Source organism: Neobacillus pocheonensis, from assembly GCF_050477905.1.
GTDB lineage: Bacteria > Bacillota > Bacilli > Bacillales > Cytobacillaceae > Neobacillus > Neobacillus pocheonensis_A.
In genome coordinates this window covers 77483-93262 of sequence record NZ_JBCNAD010000015.1, presented here as the reverse complement: position 1 = coordinate 93262, position 15780 = coordinate 77483, and the positions used below count along the sequence as shown (strand labels likewise).

Sequence of the window (15780 nt, the reverse complement as noted above, 5' to 3'; positions counted from 1 at the left end):
GACGTTGCCAGGCTAAGCCCCATGGGGGCTATTATTATGCTGAAATATACAGTTAGGCCCCTTGGTCAAGCGGTTAAGACACCGCCCTTTCACGGCGGTAACACGGGTTCGAATCCCGTAGGGGTCACCAAAATTTTTTCGTGATAGCGAAAATGAAGTTCATTAATTTGGAGGATTAGCTCAGCTGGGAGAGCATCTGCCTTACAAGCAGAGGGTCGGCGGTTCGATCCCGTCATCCTCCACCATAATTTTTTCGCGAAAGCGAAAATAATTTTCACTATGCGCCCGTAGCTCAATTGGATAGAGCGTCTGACTACGGATCAGAAGGTTATGGGTTCGACTCCTTTCGGGCGCGCCATATTTTTTTCGGGAAGTAGCTCAGCTTGGTAGAGCACTTGGTTTGGGACCAAGGGGTCGCAGGTTCGAATCCTGTCTTCCCGACCAGTCGCAGTTTACAAGAATATATTTTTTTGGCGGTGTAGCTCAGCTGGCTAGAGCGTACGGTTCATACCCGTAAGGTCGGGGGTTCGATCCCCTCCGCCGCTACCAAATTGTTTTTATAAAACGGAGGAATACCCAAGTCTGGCTGAAGGGATCGGTCTTGAAAACCGACAGGCGGGTCAAACCGCGCGGGGGTTCGAATCCCTCTTCCTCCTCCATTATTAAATTTATTTTTTTATCGTCGCGGGGTGGAGCAACGAGCGTTGCTTCTATGAATAATCTGCGAGTTGTATCAATCGAGCCGCTGCTTGAATAAGCTTTCTGAGATTGATACAGTTCATGCAACTAAGGGCATGAACATCATATATGGTTTTCTTATCGTCGCGGGGTGGAGCAGTCCGGTAGCTCGTCGGGCTCATAACCCGAAGGTCGCAGGTTCAAATCCTGTCCCCGCAATTTGGTCTGGTAGTTCAGTTGGTTAGAATGCCTGCCTGTCACGCAGGAGGTCGCGGGTTCGAGTCCCGTCCAGACCGCCATTTTTTTCCTAGCAGATTTGCTGCTATTGATATATAGATTTTGGCGATTGTGGCGAAGTGGTTAACGCATCGGATTGTGGTTCCGACATTCGTGGGTTCGATTCCCATCAGTCGCCCCATTAATTTTTTCTATTGGGCTATAGCCAAGCGGTAAGGCATCGCACTTTGACTGCGACATGCGTTGGTTCAAATCCAGCTAGCCCAGCCATCTTATTTATTTTTAATGAGCGGGTGTAGTTTAGTGGTAAAACCTCAGCCTTCCAAGCTGATGTTGTGAGTTCGATTCTCATCACCCGCTCCAATTTTGGGCCTATAGCTCAGCTGGTTAGAGCGCACGCCTGATAAGCGTGAGGTCGATGGTTCGAGTCCATTTAGGCCCATTACAAATACATAATATTTTCAATTTAGAGAGCGATTACTAATAAAGTAATCGCTCTCTCTTTTACTTTTCAATTTGCTCCGCGCTCTCTAAAAGATGTATCCGCCAAGCGTTCAATCTCAAATTCCCCGTTCTTATAGCTGACTACTGAAACACTGCAATTATCATGGTGGAGATACTTTTGACTTTTAGTTAATTGCATTAAGTAATTTCCGATAGTTACACCATGAGAGAATACAAGAATATTTCCGCCTTCCCGCTCATGATTTTTAAGAATCTCATCAATCGCTAAACAAGTACGTGAATAGAGTTGTGAATAGGACTCACCTTCAGGAGCAGCCAGATTAAAATCAGTAAGACTAAATAAAGTCTCAAGTATATTCCCATATCGAGCGGTAATTTCGGATATCATTAATGATTCAAGTAAACCAAAGTTCATTTCTTTAAGACGTGCATCAGTCGATAGCGGTATTTTCCGAACTCCAAGAGCATGATTGGCTGTATCAATCACACGCTGGCTCTCACTGCAATAGGCCGCTTTGAATTCAATATCCGATAGGCCTCTTCCAACAGCCCGGGCCTGTGCGACTCCCTTTTCAGTAAGCGGGGAATCGGCATGTCCTTGCATCCGTTTTTCTACATTAAATTGCGTTTCACCATGACGGACAAAATAAAGTGTTACTTTTTTGGTTTCCGACACTTAAACACCTACTTTTTCTAGATTATAATTAGCATTCTACCACGAAATGAGATGGTGTCAGGCACCTTTTTGAAGGATTCTCCAGTTTTAAACAGAATAATAGTAGGAAGTCAGTATTTAAAATGTTGGGGTGAAGGTATTGAACGTAGACATAGAAACATTATATTTAATTGATCAAAAAGAAGGTTTAGGGTTGGAATTCAGCAAGTTAGTTTCAATGATGAATTATACAAGAGCAACGACAATAGATGCGGTGAAGGATTTAACGGTTGAAGAGTTGGACTTCCTTTATGATGAGGAAGCGAATTCGGTCGGCATGCTGCTTGCTCATTTTGCTGCCGTGGAAAAAGCATATCAGATTGAAACCTTTGAAAATCGCGATCTTACGGATGAGGAGCTTAGCCTTTTATTGCCTGCGCTTGACTTAGGGAGCCTTGGAAGGGAACAATTTAAAGGAAAAACAGTTGATTATTATCTACAAGAATTATCCAAAGTTAGAAATACAACAATCGAAAGATTTAGATCTTTACCTGATGAATGGTTATATCAGCAATCTCCGTTTTGGCATGACCGCCCTGCAAACAATTTTTTCAAATGGTTTCATGTGTTCGAAGACGAATTGAGCCACAGAGGTCAGATCCGTATTATAAAAAAAATGATAAAAAGGAAATTTTGAAATAATGGGGCACCATCTTCATGTACTGCACCCCAAAAGTTAGAGTTGAAATCTAACTTTTGGGGTGCAGTACAGTAAGGCTAGCATCCAATATACTAGAGTATGAACCATTGAACCTGCTTCCGAACGCAGAATTTTTGCGAAGAGAATAATAGAAACAATTCCAAGAACGGCCCCAATTACCCTGTGTGTGAATTCAATCAACGTGTCACCATGTAAAGTGGGAACCACGTCACCATTACATAAGGGCCATTCAGGTCCACATCCCATTCCCGATTTTGATGAGGCCACATAGCCTCCAAAGACAATTAATAAATATGTGAGCAAAATGGTTAACAAAGCTAAACGCTTTATTGTCACGCTCACCCCTCCTTAAAGTAGCTTTTTACGAAAACATCCCCATGTTTCGCATTAGCATTATGACCATAATTCTTTAACGTTAAGGAGGTTTTTTGTGAACGTTTTGTGAATTTGGTTTTCATTTATGGTTTTGAAGGAAGCCAACCGCCAATCTCTAAAATCGTAATCACAATTTCAATGACAATGAGAATCACGACAATCCATTCCACGAAAAGTCCTCTAATTGAATGGCTGATGGTCGAAAAACCATCCATAATGTTATATAAAATTTCCGTTTTACTCTTTAAAATTTTATACCGATCGTTTAATTCGAAAAAGTCACCCATCCTGTCGTAAAATTGGCTGGCATCGTTGCTGGTCCAAGTGATATCAGGCTTATCTAAAATCATGATATAGGCAAGGGTATTATACTCGTGACGAAGGATGATCGCGGTCGTTCTTGCCAGTTCTTTATTGCCGATTCGTAGTTTCCCTTTTTCCAACCGTTCAATCATGGTCTCGAGTTTGTCATGAATTTTTCCAAGCTGTTCCTCTGCTTTCTCGAGTGCTACTGATTTTGCAAGCACCGTCGAAATTAATTCCGGGTAAAACACTTCATACTCGGGAACCACCACATATTCGTCGGTTAACTCGATGGTTTCCGTTTCTTGGATATGAAGGCTGTAATCGTCGGTATATCTGTCGGCTTTTCCAATATCAATGTCCGGCTCGAAGGACTGGACAAATTTCAATAAGCCCTTAATTTCATCGGTGTGGGAGTGATTAATGAAGACAATGCTGCCAAAAGAAAAAACCAACACCATTTGCGATTCGTCCAATTTCGTATCAAGAATAGAGTTTAAAATTTCGCCTTTTAGAATTAATGGCTCTTCCCAGGTGAATTTTTTAGGAATACCGCAATGAATGGCGATTGAGTTCAAATCAATTTCATTCGTAAGGGCGAAGGCTTTAAAGGTTATTTCTTTCATTTTTTATCACTCTTTCAGTGAAATGAATTTTTCTGATATATTTTATTCTATTTTTTCAAAAACATGTTTATATCAAGAATACACGCGTTAAATGAGCGGTAGAGGCAAAAAAACGAACAGTTACTATCACTGTTCGTTTATTTTTTTAAGTATAAGTTAAGGAATGCACGTGATAATAGGCTCATCAAATAATAACTTATGGCCGAAGGGAGCAGGAGATGAAAAAGGGGATTTGGATCATAGTAAGTGTAATAGTAATCGGGTTTGTAGGGTATCAGTGGGTTAAATCAAAGTCAAGCAGCACTGAAGTGACCACACAGACACGAACCGCAGTCGTTCAAAAAGGAAAGTTAGAAGTGAACATAAGCGGTTTTGGTACGGTTGAGCCGGTTACAAGCCAGGATATTAAATCAACAATTGATAATAACGAAATTGATGAAGTGCTGGTTACAGCAGGTGAGGAAGTAAGTGAAGGCGAGGAGCTTATTACCTTTACTGATGATAGTGATCCCATCACCGCCTCTGCAGATGAAAACCGGGATTTCTACCGATGAATATGTGGAAATAACAGAAGGTGTAAGCGAGGGTGACACCATCCAATTACCGGAGCTTACAACCGGAAGCTCCACCTCCAATAATCAAGGCGGAATGATGAAAGGCATGGGCGGCATGGACGGAGGCGGCATGCCACCTAGTGGCGGTGGCATGGGAGCACCAAGTGGAAATGGAAAGAGCGGTAATTAAGTTTGTGCCCAAGTAAATAATGAAAGAGGAGAAATGATAGATGAAAAAAATGAGAAAAGCACACTTATGGATTGGGTTAATTTGTTCAATATTTATACTCATGGAGTCGATTACAGGGTTGTTAATGAATGAACCATGGCTTATCGGACAAACACAGACGGAAAGAATGGGGAATTTTCAGCCTGGGCAAATGCCTGGGATAAATGGAGATTCAAGCCAAGCATCCGGACAAACACAATCCCAGACGAATGGGCAAACTCAGCCTAATACAAACAACCAATCCAATGGAAATAGCCAGGACAATACAAGCGGTCAGACTCAAGGTCAAACTGGGGCCAAGACAAATGGCCAGTTCCCAGGTCAAGGTGGACGCGGCGCTTTTGGCCCAGGAGGAGAAAATTCGCAAGGATCATTCATGAGCATTATTAAAGGTCTTCACGAAGGAAGAATAGGAACTACGAACATTAAATGGTTAATAGACCTTACCGCCATTGCGATGATTTTCTTAACTGGATCAGGTATTTATCTCTCAATAAAAGTTCTAGGTGTTAAAAAAAGAAAAAAAGATCGGATGGAAAATGAAGTTGCGTAGTGTAAAGTCATTGTTGTTAGCTGAGTGGGTGTAATGAACCTGCTCTTTTTTTGTTTTTTTGAAAAAATTTATAAAAGGTCATCAAACAGCGTCATTCCTCGATGTATCGCTATTTTGGATAATGATCAGGGAGAAAAAATTATCTTAAACATGACATTTATCATGTCCTGTACATGACACCTGCTACTTATAAGTCCAACTCCCTTTCCTTATAATTTAACTAACGACACATTAAAAGAAGGGAATTCCATTAAAATGACCTTACAAGACACAAAAAACCTAAGAAAACAAGTTGCTCCCTTTGAAAAATCAACTACAAAAGAAAGTGTTTGGCAGATAATTAACACAGTGGCACCATTTATTATTTTATGGTTCTTAGCCTATATCAGTCTGTCCGTTTCTTATTGGTTAGCATTAGTTCCGATGGTGATAGCTGCAGGGTTTCTGACAAGGATATTCATTATTTTTCACGACTGCACCCATCATTCTTTTTTTAAGAGCCGCCGGGCCAATAGAATAGTTGGGACATCAATGGGCGTTCTCACTTTATTCCCGTTTGATCAATGGGGCCATGAACATTCTGTTCACCACGCGACAAGTGGTAACTTGGATAAGCGCGGTACAGGTGATATTTGGACCATGACAGTGGATGAATATATAGCAGCACCGCTTCGAACTCGTTTAGCTTACCGTTTTTATCGCAATCCTTTCGTTATGTTTGGATTAGGACCGATTTATGTTTTCCTTCTTAAAAATCGATTTAACCGAAAAGGTGCGAAACAGAAGGAACGCAATAACACTTATTTAACCAATATTCTGATTGCAGCTGTCATTGGATTACTCATCTGGGCAATTGGCTGGCAGTCGTTTCTATTAGTTCAAGGTTCCATTTTCATGATCTCAGGTGCGGCTGGCATTTGGTTGTTCTACGTTCAGCATACTTTCGAAGATTCTTATTTTGAAGAAGATAAGGACTGGGAATATGTAAAAGCAGCAGTAGAAGGAAGTTCTTTTTATAAGCTTCCAAAACTTATGCAATTCCTGACTGGAAATATTGGCTTTCATCATGTTCACCATTTAAGTCCAAGGGTACCGAACTACAAACTGGAAGAGGCACACAAGCATACGCCTCCATTACAAAACGTTCCGACGATTACCCTTGCAACAAGCTTGAAATCTCTTCGTTTCCGCCTATGGGATGAGGAAAGAAAGAATTTTGTGACCTTTAAAGAAGTGAAAGCACTAACTAAAAAAAGCATTTCAGTGCGAGTAAAACCTGAACTTTAATTTTACCATCAACGGCTGACTCTCCTTTTATTTCGGGGAGTCTTTGTTTCATGGCCGCTGCCCGATAAGGAGAGAACATTCACATGATTCGAATTGTCATTGCAGAAGATCAAGAAATGCTGTTAGCAGCAATGGGTTCCCTGCTAAATTTGGAAGATGATATGGAAGTGGTCGGGCAGGCTAGCAATGGAGAAGAGGCGCTTTTTCTTACACAAAGATTAAAGCCAGATGTTTGTATTATGGATATCGAAATGCCTGAAAAGAGCGGACTTGAGGCAGCGGAAGCGTTAAAATCATCAGGATGCAAAATTATTATATTAACAACCTTTGCAAGATCTGGGTATTTTGAGCGGGCTTTAAATGCGGATGTAAGAGGCTATTTATTGAAGGATGGTCCGAGCGAGGAGTTAGCCTGCTCGATTCGCAGCATTATGGCTGGAAAGAGAATCTACAGTCCCGAACTAATGGACGATGCTCATAACGGCGAGGTACAGAAAATCAACATCCAAGAGCGGGCGTCCGCTGAAATTAATAGGCAAAGAACCAAATTTGGAACGGTCAGAAATTATTTTTCAACCATTTGGGATAAGATGAAGCTGCCTGCAGGATAGATTTTCAAAAATGAAATGTTATATCATATCACGAAAAACTCTTTTCTCTTGTGGGAAGGAGTTTTTATTTTGTTTAGGAAATTATCTCGCCAGTTCATATTCAATTCATATATCTTTTGTATAATCCTTTTTATAAAGTGGAAAGCGAATGTATGTCAACTATAGAAAGGATGTAAATAGATATGTCAGAAAGAAAGAAACAAAAAGGCTGGCACCAATTTATTGGCTTGGTTCAACAGACAAAACCGTCTAAACTCTTCATTTCTATCGCATTATTATTAAGCGTTAGTACAACACTAGTGGGACTATTGGTTCCGCTGTTTACAAAAAATTTGATTAATGATTTTTCGATTAGTGCATTAAGCACAGGGAAAATCCTTTTGCTTGTTGCTGCTCTTTCGATTCAAGCAATAGCTAGCGGTGTTTCCATTTATCTCTTAAGTAAGATTGGTCAATCTGTTGTGGCGGGTATAAGAGATCGACTATGGAAGAAGCTGCTTGTCCTTCCGGTTGGTTTTTATGATGAGCATCAATCAGGTGATACCGTTAGCCGGATGACAAATGATACGGCCGTAGTAAAAGGATTAATTACTGAGCATCTCTCTGGATTTATAACAGGAATCATTTCCATCATTGGCTCACTCGTGGTATTGCTGATTTTGGATTGGAAAATGACCTTGCTGATGTTTATTGCGATTCCACTTTCCGCTGTAATTTTAATGGTATTAGGGAAGAAAATGCATCAGGTATCGAAAGGGATGCAGGACGAAACGGCCCGATTTACTTCGGTTCTCCAGCAAGTGTTATCTGAAATTCGCCTTGTCAAAGCATCCAATGCGGAATCCTTGGAGTATAAGAATGGAAAAACAGGGATTACCCAATTGCTTCAATACGGGTTAAAAGAGGCTAGGATTCAAGCGTTAATCACTCCGCTCATTGGTCTGGTCATTATGGTATTACTTGTTGTCATTCTTGGCTACGGTGGAATGAGGGTTTCATCAGGAGCATTAACAGCGGGTGATTTAGTGGCTTTCATTATGTATCTTTTTCAGATTGTCATGCCGATGGGGCAAATCGCTGGATTCATTACTCAATTTAACAAAACAACGGGGGCAACAGAGCGGATTATCGCCATTATGGATTCGCTTGAAGAATATGATTCCGCTGAGCATCAGATTGAAAACTTGAACCAGGCTATTGTCGTGGATCATCTTCATTTTTCTTATAATAATGGAAAAACAGTGCTTCAGGATATAAGCTTTTCTGTAGAGGCGGGAAAGGTAACCGCGATCGTAGGTCCAAGCGGCAGTGGAAAAACGACGCTTTTCTCGTTACTGGAGCGTTTTTATCAGCCTCATGGTGGTGCAATCCGTCTTGGCAAAGACTCGATTAATCATTTTTCCCTGCAATCGTGGCGGAGTAAAATTGGGTATGTATCACAGGAAAGCTCGATTATTTCAGGAACCATCCGTGATAATATTTGTTATGGAATCGATAGAATCGTGGAGGATGCTGAGATACATCGGGTGGCAAAAATGGCGTATGCCGATACATTTATTTCCGAGCTGCCAAAGGGTTATGAAACTGAGGTCGGGGAAAGAGGAATGAAATTATCGGGTGGTCAAAGACAAAGAATCGCAATCGCAAGAGCCTTTTTAAGGGACCCGAAAATAATAATGCTAGATGAAGCAACCTCGAGTCTTGATAGCAAATCGGAACTAGTTGTTCAGCAGGCCTTGCAGAATTTGATGAAGGGGAGAACCACCCTGATTATTGCCCACCGTTTATCAACAGTCATTGATGCCGATCAAATTATCTTTTTGGAAAAAGGAAAACTTACAGGAAGCGGTACACATGAACAGTTGTTGCAAACTCACTCTTTGTATCGTGAATTTGCAGCACAGCAATTACGAATGAAAGAAATTGTGTAAAGGGAATGGGGCAGAGTGGCGAAATTACTAATGGTCGATGACGATGCAAATATTCGAGAGCTTGTCCTCCTTTTTCTAAAAAAGGAGGGGTTTGAGGTTTATGAGGCTTCAGATGGTGTAAAGGCACTAAAAGTAATGGGAAAAATCAAGATGGATTTAGCCATTATCGACATCATGATGCCAAACATGGACGGCTGGGAGTTATGCCGAGAGTTAAGGGGGTATAGTGATATTCCCATCCTAATGTTAACAGCCAAAGGGGAAACCACTCAAAAGGTGAAGGGGTTTGAACTTGGAGCGGACGATTACCTTGTGAAGCCCTTTGACCCGATTGAGTTAGTGGCGCGGGTCAAGGCTTTACTAAAAAGGTATAACATAACTACCTCACAAACCATTGAAATGGGTGAATTTAAGTTAAATCGCAAAACACATGAAATCTCTTTTAACGAGCAGGAATACACCATTCCGTTGAAAGAATTCGAGGTATTGTTTAAATTAGCTCTTTATCCTGGAAAGACGTTTTCAAGGGAAGACTTAATTGCAGATATTTGGGGCTTTGATTATGAGGGCGACGATCGCACGGTTGATGTTCATATAAAGAGACTAAGAGAACGATTTTCTGAAGATGAGTTCCCTTTCCGGATTCAGACCATACGCGGGTTAGGATATCGTCTTGAGGTGAAGTCATGAAGAGAAGAAAGCTTTTTCAACATTTATATGGTTTTTCCATGTTTTTAGTAATGATCACGATTAGTTTTTCGGCATCTTACTTTCTTACTGCCTACCTTTTAAATTTGTTCAGTTTTCATCCGTCGAATTATGTGCAGCATTTAATTACGACTATACTTGGCTTTTTTATTTTTGCAGGTATTGGGATTGGCTTTTCAAAAATTATCCGCTCTAAGCAGCGTAATCTTTTTCAGGAAGTCATTGATGCACTTAGAAGTATTGCCAGGGGTGACTTTAATGTCCAGTTGGAGACGCTGAAAAGAGACGATCCTTTTAAAACGCTCATTGATCATATTAATCATATGGCCAAACAATTAAAGGAAATGGAAGACATGCGGCAGGAATTTATTTCGAATGTCTCTCATGAAATTCAGTCACCGTTAACTTCCATTAGTGGTTTTGCCCGCGCTCTTCAAAATGATGAGTTAACAAGCGAAGAACGCAGCCATTATCTAAATGTGATTGAAACTGAAAGCAGAAGGTTATCCAAATTAAGCGATAATCTCTTAAAGCTAACTTCGCTGGAATCGGAGCATCATCCCTTTGCACGAAAAACTTATCGTCTGGACCAGCAATTAAGAACGGTTATCTTGGCCTGTGAACCCAATTGGGTGGAAAAAGACCTTGAATTGGATGTCATGCTTGAAAAAGTCACGATTTCCGCTGATGAGGACTTGATGAATCAGGTTTGGACTAATTTGATTCATAATAGTATTAAATTCACTCCTAACTCTGGGAAAATTCGGGTTCGGTTAACTCAGGTTGAGGACAAAGCAGTCATAACCATTTCCGATACGGGAATTGGCATATCGAAGAAGGACCAAGTTCATATATTTGAACGCTTTTATAAAGCAGATAAAGCGAGAGAGCGTTCAAAAGGCGGCAGTGGTTTAGGGCTGTCCATCGTGAAAAAAATAATAGATATGCATAAAGGGATTATTGATGTTGAGAGTGAAGAGGGAAAAGGAACGACCATTTCTATAACCATAATTTAAAGGGGGCTTACCCCTTTTTTATTTTTGTAGACAATTATTGGAAGATGAAGTAAATTGAAGGAAAATAGTCATAATAGTTAATGTTAATAAAAGAGGGGATAACGTATGTTTACACGGAAAACGGCACTAATACATAAAGAAAATGCCATTTCGGAGCTCAAACCCATCAAATTAGGCGGCATACAACAGTGGATTTCCATTCGTGCAGAAGATAAATCAAAGCCAGTTTTACTTTTTTTACACGGCGGGCCAGGAACAGGTCAAATTGGGATTATAGGAGACTATCAAAAGGAATTAGAAAAGCATTTCATTGTTGTCAATTGGGACCAAAGAGGAGCGGGCCTGTCCTATACAAAAGAAGTGGCAAAGACTGAGTTAAAGATTGAGCAATTACTAAATGATACATTAGGATTAATCAATTTCTTAAAAAAGGAATTCCATCAGGAGAAAATATATTTAATCGGGCATTCATGGGGAACCATTTTAGGACTGCTGGCCATTCATCGCCATCCAGAGCACTTTCATCATTATATTGGTATTTCTCAAGTAATCAGCATGAGTAAAATTGAAGAAGTTTCATACGAATTAGTTTTGGAAAAAGCAAAGGAATTAAATAACCAGAAGGCTGTTACTCAATTAACTGAGATTGGAAAACCGCCATGGCGGAATTTAAAGCATGATCGAATCCACCAAAGATATGTAGATTTGTTTGGCGGAGGCATCTCCCACAACGGAAAACTAGTAAATACCTTTTTGAAAAAATTATTAAAAAGTAAGGAATATACATTCCTCGACATTGTTCGTTTTTTTAAAGGGCAATATTTTAGTCTTACCCAGCTTATGGGGGAAATGAGAAAGCTGGATTTGAGTGAAGAAGTCCAACAATTAGATGTACCCATTACGCTTATAATGGGAAGACATGATCTTCAGGTACCGACTGAAACAGCAAGAGGTTGGTTTGATTCCGTTGATGCAAAAAACAAAACCTGGGTCTGGTTTGAGAAATCTGCCCATTCCCCTTTGTTTGAAGAAAACGATAAGTTTGTGGAACTAGTATTAACCCAAACACAACGTTAGGTAAAAAAAAGACCACTGGCCGGTGGTCTTATTTATTATTATCTTTTGCTAAATTGTTGACCGCATTTGCTGTTGCGTCTACTGCATTCATTGCTACATTTTCTGTAGTTTCTAATGCGCTGTGCACCGCATGAAAGGCAGCTCCTGCCGTTTCTTTAATCCCCTCAGAGACACTTCGATTATTATGGTTTGTTTCGTTCGACATTGCTTGTCACCCCCTAAGCAAGATTAGGTTATCCTGATAACGTGAATTTATTCTATTAAATGTAAGTGTTGACGCAAAGTGCTTTATAAATTATCATATGTTTAAACGTTTAAACATTTAAAAAGACGAAGGAGGATTATAACTATGAAAAAGACAGCATTAATTACAGGGGCAACAAGCGGATTAGGTTTTGAGTTTGTAAGACTGTTTGCCAAGGATGGCTATAATCTTGTACTAGTTGCAAGAAACGATAAAAAACTTGAGGAAATTAAGCGAACGTATCCAAATTTAGAGGTCACTGCTATCTCGAAGGATTTAAGTATACATGGTGCAGCCAAAGAAGTTTTTGATGAAATAGAAACTAGAGGTATTGATATTGATGTACTTGTTAACAATGCTGGGTTTGGATTAATGGGTAAGTTTGAGGAATTGAATTTTCAAAAACAGCTAAATATGATTCAATTAAATATATCTGCACTGACGGAATTAACCTATTATTGCCTGCAAAAAATGAAACAAAAGAACAGCGGCAGAATTTTAAATGTTGCCAGCACTGCGGCCTTTCAGCCTGGTCCGAAAATGGCCGTCTATTATGCAACCAAAGCATATGTCCTATCGTTTTCGGAAGCACTTGTAGAAGAGCTCTCGGGCAGCAATGTCACTGTGACTACCCTGTGCCCAGGTCCAACGAAAACAAATTTCGGTGCTGTGGCCAGTGTTGAAGGCACAAAAATGTTCAGTCGAGCGATGGCCTCTGATTTAGTAGCGAAGCAAGGGTATGAAGCATTGAAGAGCGGGAAACGCGTGATTGTGACAGGAGGATTTAATAAGGCTGGAGCACTAGGAGCTAAATTTATGCCAAGAAGCTTAGCTGCTAAAATTGCTAAGTATGTTGCAGGTGAAAAGTAGTTTTTGCAGGACTGAGATAAATGAGCTTGGAGGAAAATTTATATATGGCACAGCAAGCAATTGATGTTTTTAGAGCATGTATACCGTTATTTAATGCCTTAAGTGATCCAGCAAGACAGGATATCATTCTTCTGCTGGCAGAACGTGAGCCGTTAAGTGTAAATGAAATTGCTGAACAATCGAATCTGTCACGCCCAGCCATTTCCCATCATTTAAAAATCATGCGCGATAATCATCTTGTAAAACTAGAACAAAAAGGGACACAGCGCTATTACTCCCTTTCGTTAAATCAAAGTGTGAAGCAATTGAAACAGCTGATAGAAATTGTGGAGAGTGAGTGCATTCTATAAATTGGGGTAAAAAAAAGTGGCTAGCGATTACTATTAAGAGTTCACAGTGCCTGCTACCAGGTAGAAAAGCGGCTCACGGTAACTGTCGAAGGTTCACAGTGCCCGCGGCCAGGTAGAAAAGCAGCACACGGTAACTGACGAGGGGTTCACAGTGCCCGAAGTCAGGTAGAAAAGCGGCTCACGGTCACTGTCGAGGCTTCACAGTGCCCGCCACTAGAAAAATTAATGTGATTGCAAGCTAGTCTCTTCCATCCAATACGCTTCCCTAATATTAATCTGCTTACGAATTTTCCGGGTTACGTCGATAGTGATTTCTCCTTCTTCGTACAAATTCTGAATTTCATCCCGTTCTGCTTGAAAGGCCTTGACTCGTAGTTCCCTTTGCATCTGGGTGTATTGGGTAGAATCCCCGCTTTTCTTGGCAAGCTTAAATTTCATCATCATTTCATTATACTCCCCGATAATGGCCAAATAGCTATGTTCATTTTCAAGTGTCATCTGTTCTTTCAAATACTGAATCGCGGCATGGGCCATGTTAGCTTTTAGCTGGATAATCTTTTTCGCTTTTGCTTTACGATTTTTAAGCCGCTCCTGGTTTTTTGGCACAAAAAGCTGAAAAAGGTTATATACACTCCTTTTAATCAAGGTCCAAAAGAATAATCTTCTGTATTGCATTCGATTGGTAACAGCCAGCCTCATTCGGTGAATATGCTCTTCAATAAAATAGGTAGTTTCAAAATCTACTTTTCCTTCTTTTTGCAATTTTTCAAAGTAGTCTTCCTCTGCATCAAGAGCCTTCATCCGGATTTCAGTTTCCGCTAATTTCTGGCGGTCAGAGTGTTCTACACTCACATTCGTTAGGCGGTTTCGGATTTGATTGTAAGCTGTGATGACCGATACAGCGGCTCCGCGATTGTCATCATCCATCAATTCCCGGATGGAGCGAATGGCCGCATCAACGGTCAGAATCATAGCAAACCTCTCCATTTCCTCTCTAAGCTCTTCCGTGTTTTCTTTTTCTGTCCTAGCAAGAATCGGCAAGAAGATGCTCGCAGCAATAAGCGTCACCAATATAACCCCAGCAGCTATAAAGAGAATTAATGAACGCTCTGGAAATGGACTCCCATCCGCTAGCACATAGGGAATGGTAAACGCACCTGCCAGTGTGACCGCTCCTCTTACGCCGGAAATCGTAAGGATGCCAATCGCTTTCATCGAAGGCATTTGAAGCTGCTTTTTTAACAGCCATCCTCGCTGCCAGGCTATGCTTATCCATATGAAGCGAAGGAGGAGAAGGGCAGCAGTAATAATGATAATATACTTGCTCACTTCCCAATTATTAAACATCGGGTCCTTGAAAATCTCATTTAAAACACTTGGAATTTGCAAGCCTAACAGCACAAACACCAAACCGTTCAAAATATAGATAAGCACTGTCCAAGTACTTTGGGAAACCACTTGCAGCTGCATCGCAGGGGATTGATCCCGGTCCCGGGAAATCGTATGGACAATGCCTGCTGCGACAACGGATAGAATGCCGGAAAGATGAAAATGCTCAATGACATAAAATATCACGAAAGGGGTAAGAAGCTGGATGAGCATGTGAATCGTCACATCCTCCATGCCGAGCCGCCGAATAAAAATTTTCAACCGAATTATGAGGAAGGCAAGAAATGCACCTCCCAAAAAACCGCCAATCGAAATCACTAAAAAGCTCCAGCTTGCCTGTGTTAACGAAAAAATGCCGGTAACAGCTGCGGCTACAGCAAATTTAAACGCCACTAAACCGGAGGCGTCGTTCATCAACCCTTCCCCTTCAAGAATATGCATAATCGTATGTGGTATCTTCACCCTGCTTGAAATAGCACTAACCGCAACAACATCCGTGGGAGAAAGAATAGCTGCTAAGGCAAATGCGGCCGGCAATGGAATCGTTGGGACCAGCCAATGTATTAAATAGCCAATAACGAATACGGTAACAAACACTAGACCAAGCGCTAGCAATAAAATGGGCTTTCGTAATTTCCATATGGCGTGCCTAGAAACATTTTTTCCATCATGAAATAGCAATGGGGCGATAAATAGAACGAAAAACAACTCTGGTTCCATGGGCACTTGAATGCCAAGCGGAAGGGAAGCAAGCAAAATACCCAATGCAATTTGCACAAGCGGTACCGGTATATAGGGCAAAAAATGATTGATAAAACTGGATAATCCAATAATGGAGAGTAGTAATAGGATGATGAGGAAAAATTCCATGGTGCCGCCCCTTTCAAAGATATTATGTGAA

General features: G+C 40.8%; 17 protein-coding genes and 12 tRNA genes. 24 read left to right on the top strand and 5 right to left on the bottom strand.

The window, feature by feature from the left end; translation table 11 throughout:
* Positions 1-55 precede the first annotated feature (55 nt).
* The 12 genes from ABES02_RS08235 (at position 56) to ABES02_RS08180 (ending at position 1357) form a co-directional block, all read left to right on the top strand.
* A tRNA-Glu gene (locus tag ABES02_RS08235) sits at positions 56-130 on the top strand.
* Positions 131-169: 39 nt separating this feature from the next.
* A tRNA-Val gene (locus ABES02_RS08230) sits at positions 170-245 on the top strand.
* Positions 246-281: 36 nt separating this feature from the next.
* Positions 282-358, top strand: a tRNA-Arg gene (locus ABES02_RS08225).
* 9 nt (positions 359-367) lie between these two features.
* Positions 368-444, top strand: a tRNA-Pro gene (locus ABES02_RS08220).
* 28 nt (positions 445-472) lie between these two features.
* Positions 473-549 (top strand) — tRNA-Met (locus ABES02_RS08215).
* 17 nt (positions 550-566) lie between these two features.
* Positions 567-659, top strand: a tRNA-Ser gene (locus ABES02_RS08210).
* 164 nt (positions 660-823) lie between these two features.
* Positions 824-897, top strand: a tRNA-Met gene (locus ABES02_RS08205).
* A gap of 3 nt (positions 898-900) precedes the next feature.
* Positions 901-977, top strand: a tRNA-Asp gene (locus ABES02_RS08200).
* Positions 978-1020: 43 nt separating this feature from the next.
* Positions 1021-1096, top strand: a tRNA-His gene (locus tag ABES02_RS08195).
* A 14-nt stretch (positions 1097-1110) separates the two neighbouring features.
* Positions 1111-1185, top strand: a tRNA-Gln gene (locus tag ABES02_RS08190).
* Positions 1186-1204: 19 nt separating this feature from the next.
* A tRNA-Gly gene (locus tag ABES02_RS08185) sits at positions 1205-1278 on the top strand.
* Positions 1279-1283: 5 nt separating this feature from the next.
* Positions 1284-1357 (top strand) — tRNA-Ile (locus tag ABES02_RS08180).
* Between the two features lie 69 nt (positions 1358-1426).
* On the opposite strand, the gene ABES02_RS08175 is transcribed toward ABES02_RS08180, so the two are convergent.
* On the bottom strand, positions 1427-2056 hold the full coding sequence (locus ABES02_RS08175) for a histidine phosphatase family protein (protein WP_430132925.1): 630 nt from the start codon (positions 2054-2056) through the stop codon (positions 1427-1429).
* A 217-nt stretch (positions 2057-2273) separates the two neighbouring features.
* On the opposite strand from ABES02_RS08175, the gene ABES02_RS08170 reads away from it, so the two are divergent.
* The gene (locus ABES02_RS08170) at positions 2274-2732 is read left to right on the top strand and encodes a DinB family protein (protein ID WP_430132927.1); all 459 of its coding nucleotides are present in this window, start codon (positions 2274-2276) and stop codon (positions 2730-2732) included.
* Between the two features lie 39 nt (positions 2733-2771).
* Here ABES02_RS08170 and ABES02_RS08165 read toward each other — a convergent pair whose 3' ends face one another.
* Both ABES02_RS08165 and ABES02_RS08160 read right to left on the bottom strand, forming a co-directional pair.
* Positions 2772-3092, bottom strand: coding sequence for a COX15/CtaA family protein (locus ABES02_RS08165; RefSeq protein ID WP_430132923.1), 321 nt, complete (start codon positions 3090-3092; stop codon positions 2772-2774).
* Positions 3093-3214: 122 nt separating this feature from the next.
* Entirely contained in the window at positions 3215-4060 is an 846-nt protein-coding gene (locus ABES02_RS08160) for an RMD1 family protein (RefSeq protein WP_430132921.1), read from the bottom strand.
* 218 nt (positions 4061-4278) lie between these two features.
* Between ABES02_RS08160 and ABES02_RS08155 the strand changes: the two genes are divergently transcribed.
* The 9 genes from ABES02_RS08155 (at position 4279) to ABES02_RS08115 (ending at position 12026) form a co-directional block, all read left to right on the top strand.
* Complete coding sequence (locus ABES02_RS08155; RefSeq protein ID WP_430132919.1) at positions 4279-4614, top strand: hypothetical protein; 336 nt, start codon at positions 4279-4281, stop codon at positions 4612-4614.
* Positions 4615-4618: 4 nt separating this feature from the next.
* Entirely contained in the window at positions 4619-4804 is a 186-nt protein-coding gene (locus ABES02_RS08150) for a hypothetical protein (protein ID WP_430132918.1), read from the top strand.
* A gap of 40 nt (positions 4805-4844) precedes the next feature.
* The gene (locus ABES02_RS08145) at positions 4845-5396 is read left to right on the top strand and encodes a PepSY-associated TM helix domain-containing protein (protein WP_430132916.1); all 552 of its coding nucleotides are present in this window, start codon (positions 4845-4847) and stop codon (positions 5394-5396) included.
* Positions 5397-5651: 255 nt separating this feature from the next.
* Complete coding sequence (locus ABES02_RS08140) at positions 5652-6683, top strand: fatty acid desaturase (protein ID WP_430132914.1); 1032 nt, start codon at positions 5652-5654, stop codon at positions 6681-6683.
* Positions 6684-6766: 83 nt separating this feature from the next.
* On the top strand, positions 6767-7294 hold the full coding sequence (locus ABES02_RS08135) for a response regulator (RefSeq protein ID WP_430132912.1): 528 nt from the start codon (positions 6767-6769) through the stop codon (positions 7292-7294).
* Between the two features lie 182 nt (positions 7295-7476).
* Entirely contained in the window at positions 7477-9225 is a 1749-nt protein-coding gene (locus ABES02_RS08130; RefSeq protein WP_430132910.1) for an ABC transporter ATP-binding protein, read from the top strand.
* 15 nt (positions 9226-9240) lie between these two features.
* The gene (locus tag ABES02_RS08125; RefSeq protein WP_430132908.1) at positions 9241-9915 is read left to right on the top strand and encodes a response regulator transcription factor; all 675 of its coding nucleotides are present in this window, start codon (positions 9241-9243) and stop codon (positions 9913-9915) included.
* Positions 9912-10949, top strand: coding sequence for a sensor histidine kinase (locus ABES02_RS08120; protein WP_430132906.1), 1038 nt, complete (start codon positions 9912-9914; stop codon positions 10947-10949). Before ABES02_RS08125 ends, ABES02_RS08120 begins: the two co-directional genes overlap by 4 nt.
* A gap of 105 nt (positions 10950-11054) precedes the next feature.
* Positions 11055-12026, top strand: coding sequence for an alpha/beta fold hydrolase (locus ABES02_RS08115; RefSeq protein ID WP_430132904.1), 972 nt, complete (start codon positions 11055-11057; stop codon positions 12024-12026).
* A gap of 28 nt (positions 12027-12054) precedes the next feature.
* Here ABES02_RS08115 and ABES02_RS08110 read toward each other — a convergent pair whose 3' ends face one another.
* Complete coding sequence (locus tag ABES02_RS08110) at positions 12055-12231, bottom strand: hypothetical protein (protein WP_430132903.1); 177 nt, start codon at positions 12229-12231, stop codon at positions 12055-12057.
* A 144-nt stretch (positions 12232-12375) separates the two neighbouring features.
* Here ABES02_RS08110 and ABES02_RS08105 point away from each other — a divergent pair, with 144 nt between their 5' ends.
* Both ABES02_RS08105 and ABES02_RS08100 read left to right on the top strand, forming a co-directional pair.
* Positions 12376-13140 carry an SDR family NAD(P)-dependent oxidoreductase gene (locus tag ABES02_RS08105; RefSeq protein ID WP_430132901.1) on the top strand — a complete coding sequence of 255 codons (765 nt, stop codon included), beginning with the start codon at positions 12376-12378 and terminating at the stop codon, positions 13138-13140.
* A gap of 44 nt (positions 13141-13184) precedes the next feature.
* On the top strand, positions 13185-13490 hold the full coding sequence (locus tag ABES02_RS08100; RefSeq protein ID WP_430132899.1) for an ArsR/SmtB family transcription factor: 306 nt from the start codon (positions 13185-13187) through the stop codon (positions 13488-13490).
* Positions 13491-13712: 222 nt separating this feature from the next.
* Here ABES02_RS08100 and ABES02_RS08095 read toward each other — a convergent pair whose 3' ends face one another.
* Entirely contained in the window at positions 13713-15749 is a 2037-nt protein-coding gene (locus tag ABES02_RS08095) for a Na+/H+ antiporter (RefSeq protein ID WP_430132897.1), read from the bottom strand.
* Positions 15750-15780 lie beyond the last annotated feature (31 nt).